This is a genomic window from Acetobacter cibinongensis (genome assembly GCF_000963925.1).
GTDB lineage: Bacteria > Pseudomonadota > Alphaproteobacteria > Acetobacterales > Acetobacteraceae > Acetobacter > Acetobacter cibinongensis.
On the sequence record NZ_BAMV01000055.1, the window covers coordinates 1 to 4,875 of the forward strand.

3 protein-coding genes and 2 pseudogenes are annotated in these 4,875 nt (G+C 49.3%); 2 read left to right on the forward strand and 3 right to left on the reverse strand.

Annotated features, from left to right (window positions below):
- Positions 1 to 208: 208 nt before the first annotated feature.
- Both Abci_RS13635 and Abci_RS13640 read right to left on the reverse strand, forming a co-directional pair.
- The gene (locus Abci_RS13635; protein ID WP_158319803.1) at positions 209 to 373 is read right to left on the reverse strand and encodes a hypothetical protein; all 165 of its coding nucleotides are present in this window, start codon (positions 371 to 373) and stop codon (positions 209 to 211) included.
- Entirely contained in the window at positions 370 to 2,529 is a 2,160-nt protein-coding gene (locus tag Abci_RS13640) for a tail fiber protein (RefSeq protein WP_052944843.1), read from the reverse strand. Before Abci_RS13640 ends, Abci_RS13635 begins: the two co-directional genes overlap by 4 nt.
- A 316-nt stretch (positions 2,530 to 2,845) precedes the next feature.
- On the opposite strand from Abci_RS13640, the gene Abci_RS13645 reads away from it, so the two are divergent.
- Both Abci_RS13645 and Abci_RS13650 read left to right on the forward strand, forming a co-directional pair.
- A complete protein-coding gene (locus Abci_RS13645; RefSeq protein ID WP_146807075.1) occupies positions 2,846 to 3,679 on the forward strand; it encodes a hypothetical protein in 834 nt (277 codons plus the stop codon).
- A 127-nt stretch (positions 3,680 to 3,806) separates the two neighbouring features.
- A pseudogene (locus tag Abci_RS13650) lies at positions 3,807 to 4,561 on the forward strand (IS5 family transposase).
- 9 nt (positions 4,562 to 4,570) lie between these two features.
- Here Abci_RS13650 and Abci_RS13655 read toward each other — a convergent pair.
- Positions 4,571 to 4,801, reverse strand: a pseudogene (locus tag Abci_RS13655) (IS630 family transposase); the annotation flags it as partial.
- Positions 4,802 to 4,875 lie beyond the last annotated feature (74 nt).

Here is a 4,875-nt window from a genome sequence, read left to right on the forward strand (position 1 = left end):
CTCAGTTCAATAAATTAATAGGTCCTGAGCCTAACAATGTCGGCTTTCGAGAAACCACCATCACGACTTCGATGTCTTACATGAGGGCGGCAGCCGCCTGTCTACTTCAAGCTCCTTGAGCGAGAAAGAAAGTTTGGGGATAGACCAGAATGTCCGCTAATCGGAGAGAGGCGTTTGGAAACGGACGTCTCCGCTAATCAAGAACGGTCTATGAGCCATCCATAAGGATCGGCCTTACAATATCGTCTACAACATGCGCCGCTTCCTCTTCTTGGAGAAGTTGAGCGCCGCCACATAGCACTCCACCAGATAAGGCACCATCAATCAGCATGCCAAAAGCCCAAGTCGGGCGGATCAAAGAACCGTTCGTCAATACCTCCAATTGGCATTCACTTGCAGTGTCACCGCGCCGGAGTAACTATCCGAAGCTAGGTATGGACCAGCGCTGTGAATCTGAAGTGCCATGATAGCTGTGTTGCCAACCGATCGAGAACGAAGTGGCAGCAGCGCACTTCCATTTGTCCAGCGCATCGCACTATTTTCGATTGTGTTCCATCCAGACAGATCAACGTCCTGCAAATGGGAGGTCAACGTCGTCATTGTATCAGATTCAAAAAGTTCAATATAACCGACCAATACACCAAGCCTACGACGATCATCCACAAAAGGACCGATCACATCGCAGGGACGGCTGGCATTGGACAGAATACGAACAGAGCTCACGCCAGAAGGGATATTGAACATGACCCGATCTTTTACTTTGCGGATAGGATGAAGCACGCGCCCGGTTTCAGTGACAAGACGTAACCCATCTTCGTATGTCAGAATCGGAGCTTGCGACCGACCCGCATGTTCGATCCGATCGGCCCGGGACTGAAAGCTACGAAACAGAGGTTCAACAAAATGACGCGAAACATCGAGTAGAGCTGAGGCATTATCCCAAGTTAAATTACGGCTCTGCCTAATGGAGACAACGGGAGCGTTCTGGTTGAAGGCAAATCGGTTACCGGTATCAAGATAGCTTTCAGTTAATACACCATCAGCCATAATAACAGAGTGATCCTCTGTCTCCACATGATAATAATCGTAAGACACTATGCTTTTATCGAAAAAAATCGAACGTCCATTGACAAGCATGCGCACTGGAACAAACCGACCATCAAGAAATAGACAATGTTCTGATGTAATAAGCATATCCTTGTAGGGAACGTTGTGTGCAATCGCCCCTTTCAACAGACGCACCGGATAGCCAGATTCATCATCAGGCAGCCGTGCACGAACGACAGCACGCGATTGTCCCACCCACATCACCTGCCGGATGCTGCCCTGGGTCATGTCGTCATCAAAGGCAACAATGTGATCGCCCATCTGGATTTCTTCTACGGGAATATCACCTCTGGACGTACGTATACGGCTTCCCCGACAAAAGCAGGCCGCGTCAGATACGCTCAGAATGGCAGTGTTACTTCCGTAAGTCGTCCCAAAACTCTGAGCCCCGCCACTTCCGGCGACAACTGTATCTGAAAGATTTGGAAGGGCAAAATTCGAAAAACCATTACCGCCATAAGTTGTGCCCAAAAGGGAAAAAAGCGCCTGATTTTGGTTAATGGACAGCAGTGCACCATTAGCCAATACCCACCCCTGAGGAATTGAGGTCTCTGATCCTGCATAGGCACGGATTTCACCCATGACGGGTCCACGATCGCTACCTGAATTTGGATAAGCACCGCTGACACAGATAATGTAATTCAGTGCAAGTCCGGGAGCACGATTGTCAAAGGACGTGCCTTTGCCTCCATCAGATACGGGGACGTTCGCATTACTCAGCGAGAGTGTCTGCTGTCCCACGACAGCCCCTAGTCTTAACGTGCTGGATGTCCCGATAATGCTGCGTCCAGTCAGATTAGGTAGCGCAAATGTTGTTCGTCCATCTCCGCCATAAGTGGTGCCAATTGCATTGAATAGCTGGGGGAACAAGGAAATTTGCAGTAATTGCCCAGCAGCCACAAGAAACTGACCACCAGCGATCGTGGATATTGACCCTGCAAAAGCGTCAACCTCTCCCACAAATCCCGGCGCCGACGGATCACTCGTCACGCGAATGAGATAATTGACTTTCAGAGAAGGTTGAGCGTTATCCACTGACTGGCTGACGCCACCTAATGCTGGCGGCAGCTGGCCTTCGGTCAGCGTGGTCTGGCTTTCGCCCGTCACCTGTCCAAGATCTATGTAGCTTTGACTTCCTACTTCTATTTTTCCAGCAAGATCCGGAATATTGAAACTTTTATAATCGTCTCCACCATATATCGAGCCAATAGAGACATACAGCTGCTCGTTGCCCGAAACGGAAAGAAGCTGCCCCTGGCTCTTTAAGGTGACTGACGTTAAAATATTGTCAAAAGCAAAGGTTCGGATCATTGCTGTTGGCATATCAGAGGAGCTTTCGGCAGACAGAAAGCTACCGCTGGCGACAATCGCCTGCGTCAACGTGATAGTCTTCTGATTATTATCGAATGTTTCAGCACGCATTTAAAAAATATCCTTTTGTACTGTATTTTATTATATTCATTAATAAAATAATTATATTTCCAATATATATCCAAACATTTATATATTTAAAAATATACCTTTATTTTCGACCTTAGTTTCATAGAAAACAAGCCAAAACACGAATATCACCAAAAATGCGACAAAGGGATTTCCTTCATCGGGTAGATCTCTAAAGATGACGCCCGATCATTTTGTTGGACATTTGTATGACATACGCTGACTTCGCATCCTCCGATCACAATACGGTGCCAACCTACACAGTCGATGATCTGATAGCCTTACCGGCATTCCTTGAGTGCCTGATTTCTGCAACCAGCAACTTCTGGCGATTCACAGGCAAATGCCGCGTGAAGTCCGCTATGTCGCTGATTTACGCCGCTGGGTTATGACCCATGGTGCACTAGCATTGAATTTTTCACACAAGATTAATCCGGACCTTCCGTCACTCACGGCAACCAATCTTTTTCGTGAGGTCGAACATACGGGAATAGCCAGTCCCAATACGGTCACAAGTTATCTGAAAGAGATTCATGCACGAGGCTACATCACCTTGCTGCCCAAAGCGGATCAGCGTGTGCGGGCCTATGCGATGACCGAGTTTTCTGAAAAAATGTTTTATCTCTATCTTCAGATCAGCCTACAGGGGCTGGATCTGATCGATGGTGCAGGGCGTGCTGACATCGCGAGTACAGATCAGCGTATTCTAACCCATATGCACCCGATTTTTGCGCGGCGCATGCTCAACGACCCGGTCTATTACGCGCCTCCTTCATCGATTGCGCCCATGCTTAACACAACGATTGGGATCTCCGTTCTCAACGAAATGACGCGAGCACAAAAAGAGACACCATCGTACGCCGATCGCATCTATATTGATCTTGGCAGCGCCAGTGCAATGGCAAAGCATTATGGTGTTTCCCGAGGCAACGTCGCACGATTGCTGTCAAAAGTGCAAAACGCTGGCCATTATGGGCTGGATGACCGAGGCACATGGGTTTCAGGACAACTGTTACGAGACCATTATGTTCTACAAGCCCTCAAAATGGCTCATAGCGCATCAGCCTTCATCGAAGCACAGAAGCTGAGCGCCGAAGATGCTTCCAAGATGCAACTACCGGTTTTCACATGAACTTATAGCACCTTCCGTATGGTTGTATTCTAGGGCGTGTCGTCAGTTAAACGGGGGGATTATGAAGCTTGTACTCCCGTTTGATCTGTGATGTTTTCTTCCTGTTTCTGGAACGGGGAGAGTGTGAATGCGACGGTATGGTCTGAGCGATGGTCAGTGGGAGCGGATAAAAGATCTTCTCCCGGGTCGCGAAGGTCATGTCGGTGGGACGGCTGCGGATAACCGTCTGTTTATCGAAGCCGTGCTGTATCGTTACCGTGCAGGCATTCCCTAGCGTGATCTGCCTGCCCGGTTCGGGGAATGGAAGAACGTGCACCGGCGGCTGCGTCGCTGGTGCGAAGGCGGCGTGATCGAGCGGATTTTCCGGCATCTGGCTGCTGACCATGACAACGAATACATGATGATCGACAGCACCATTGTCCGTGCTCACCAGCATAGCGCGGGCGCCCGTAAAAAAGGGGGATGGATCAGGCCACCGGGCGGTCCCGTGGCAGACTGACCACGAAAATCCATGCCATTGTCGATGCCGCGGGAAAGGCTGCGGCTCTTTCCCTGACGCCCGGACAAAGGGCCGACATCACAGAAGCAGAGCCATTGCTCGATGAAGTCGATCCCGAGGTCTTCATCGCCGACAAGGCTTATGATGCCGATCCCCTCATCGAAAAGCTTGAAGAGCGGGGGATCACACCGGTTATTCCGTCAAAGAAAAACCGACGCAATCCACGGAAAATCCTCTTTTCGCTTTATAAAAAACGAAACATCATCGAACGCTTCTTCGCCAGACTTAAACAGTTCAGAGGTATTGCAACACGATATGACAAGCTGAAGTCAACTTTCCTCGCAGCCGTGCAATTCGTCTCCGCCATCATTGGAATTAACTGACGACACACCCTAGTCACCTGAATCTGAAGTTCGGTTCATTGTCTTGTGACAAAAGCGTTTGACTGAGACGAGGATCTGATCGGCTGATTTAACCCACCGATATGGCCTGGGGTTTTCGTTATGTGCGTCGATAAAAGTTCTGATGTCGGCTTCGAGTTCAGTTGTTGACCGATGCACGCCGCGTTGGAGTTGCTTGCGTGTCAGTTCGGCGAACCAGCGCTCTACCTGATTGATCCACGAAGTGAATTGCCCCGGGTTTTGTGGAGACAGAACGACTCGAGAGGTAAGAAGAATTCATGAGCAACAAATCGAAG

What these genes read in the sequence shown, in the direction of transcription:
- Abci_RS13640 (WP_052944843.1), bottom strand. Translation starts at nt 2,529, where the DNA reads ATGCGTGCTGAAACATTCGATAATAATCAGAAGACTATCACGTTGACG.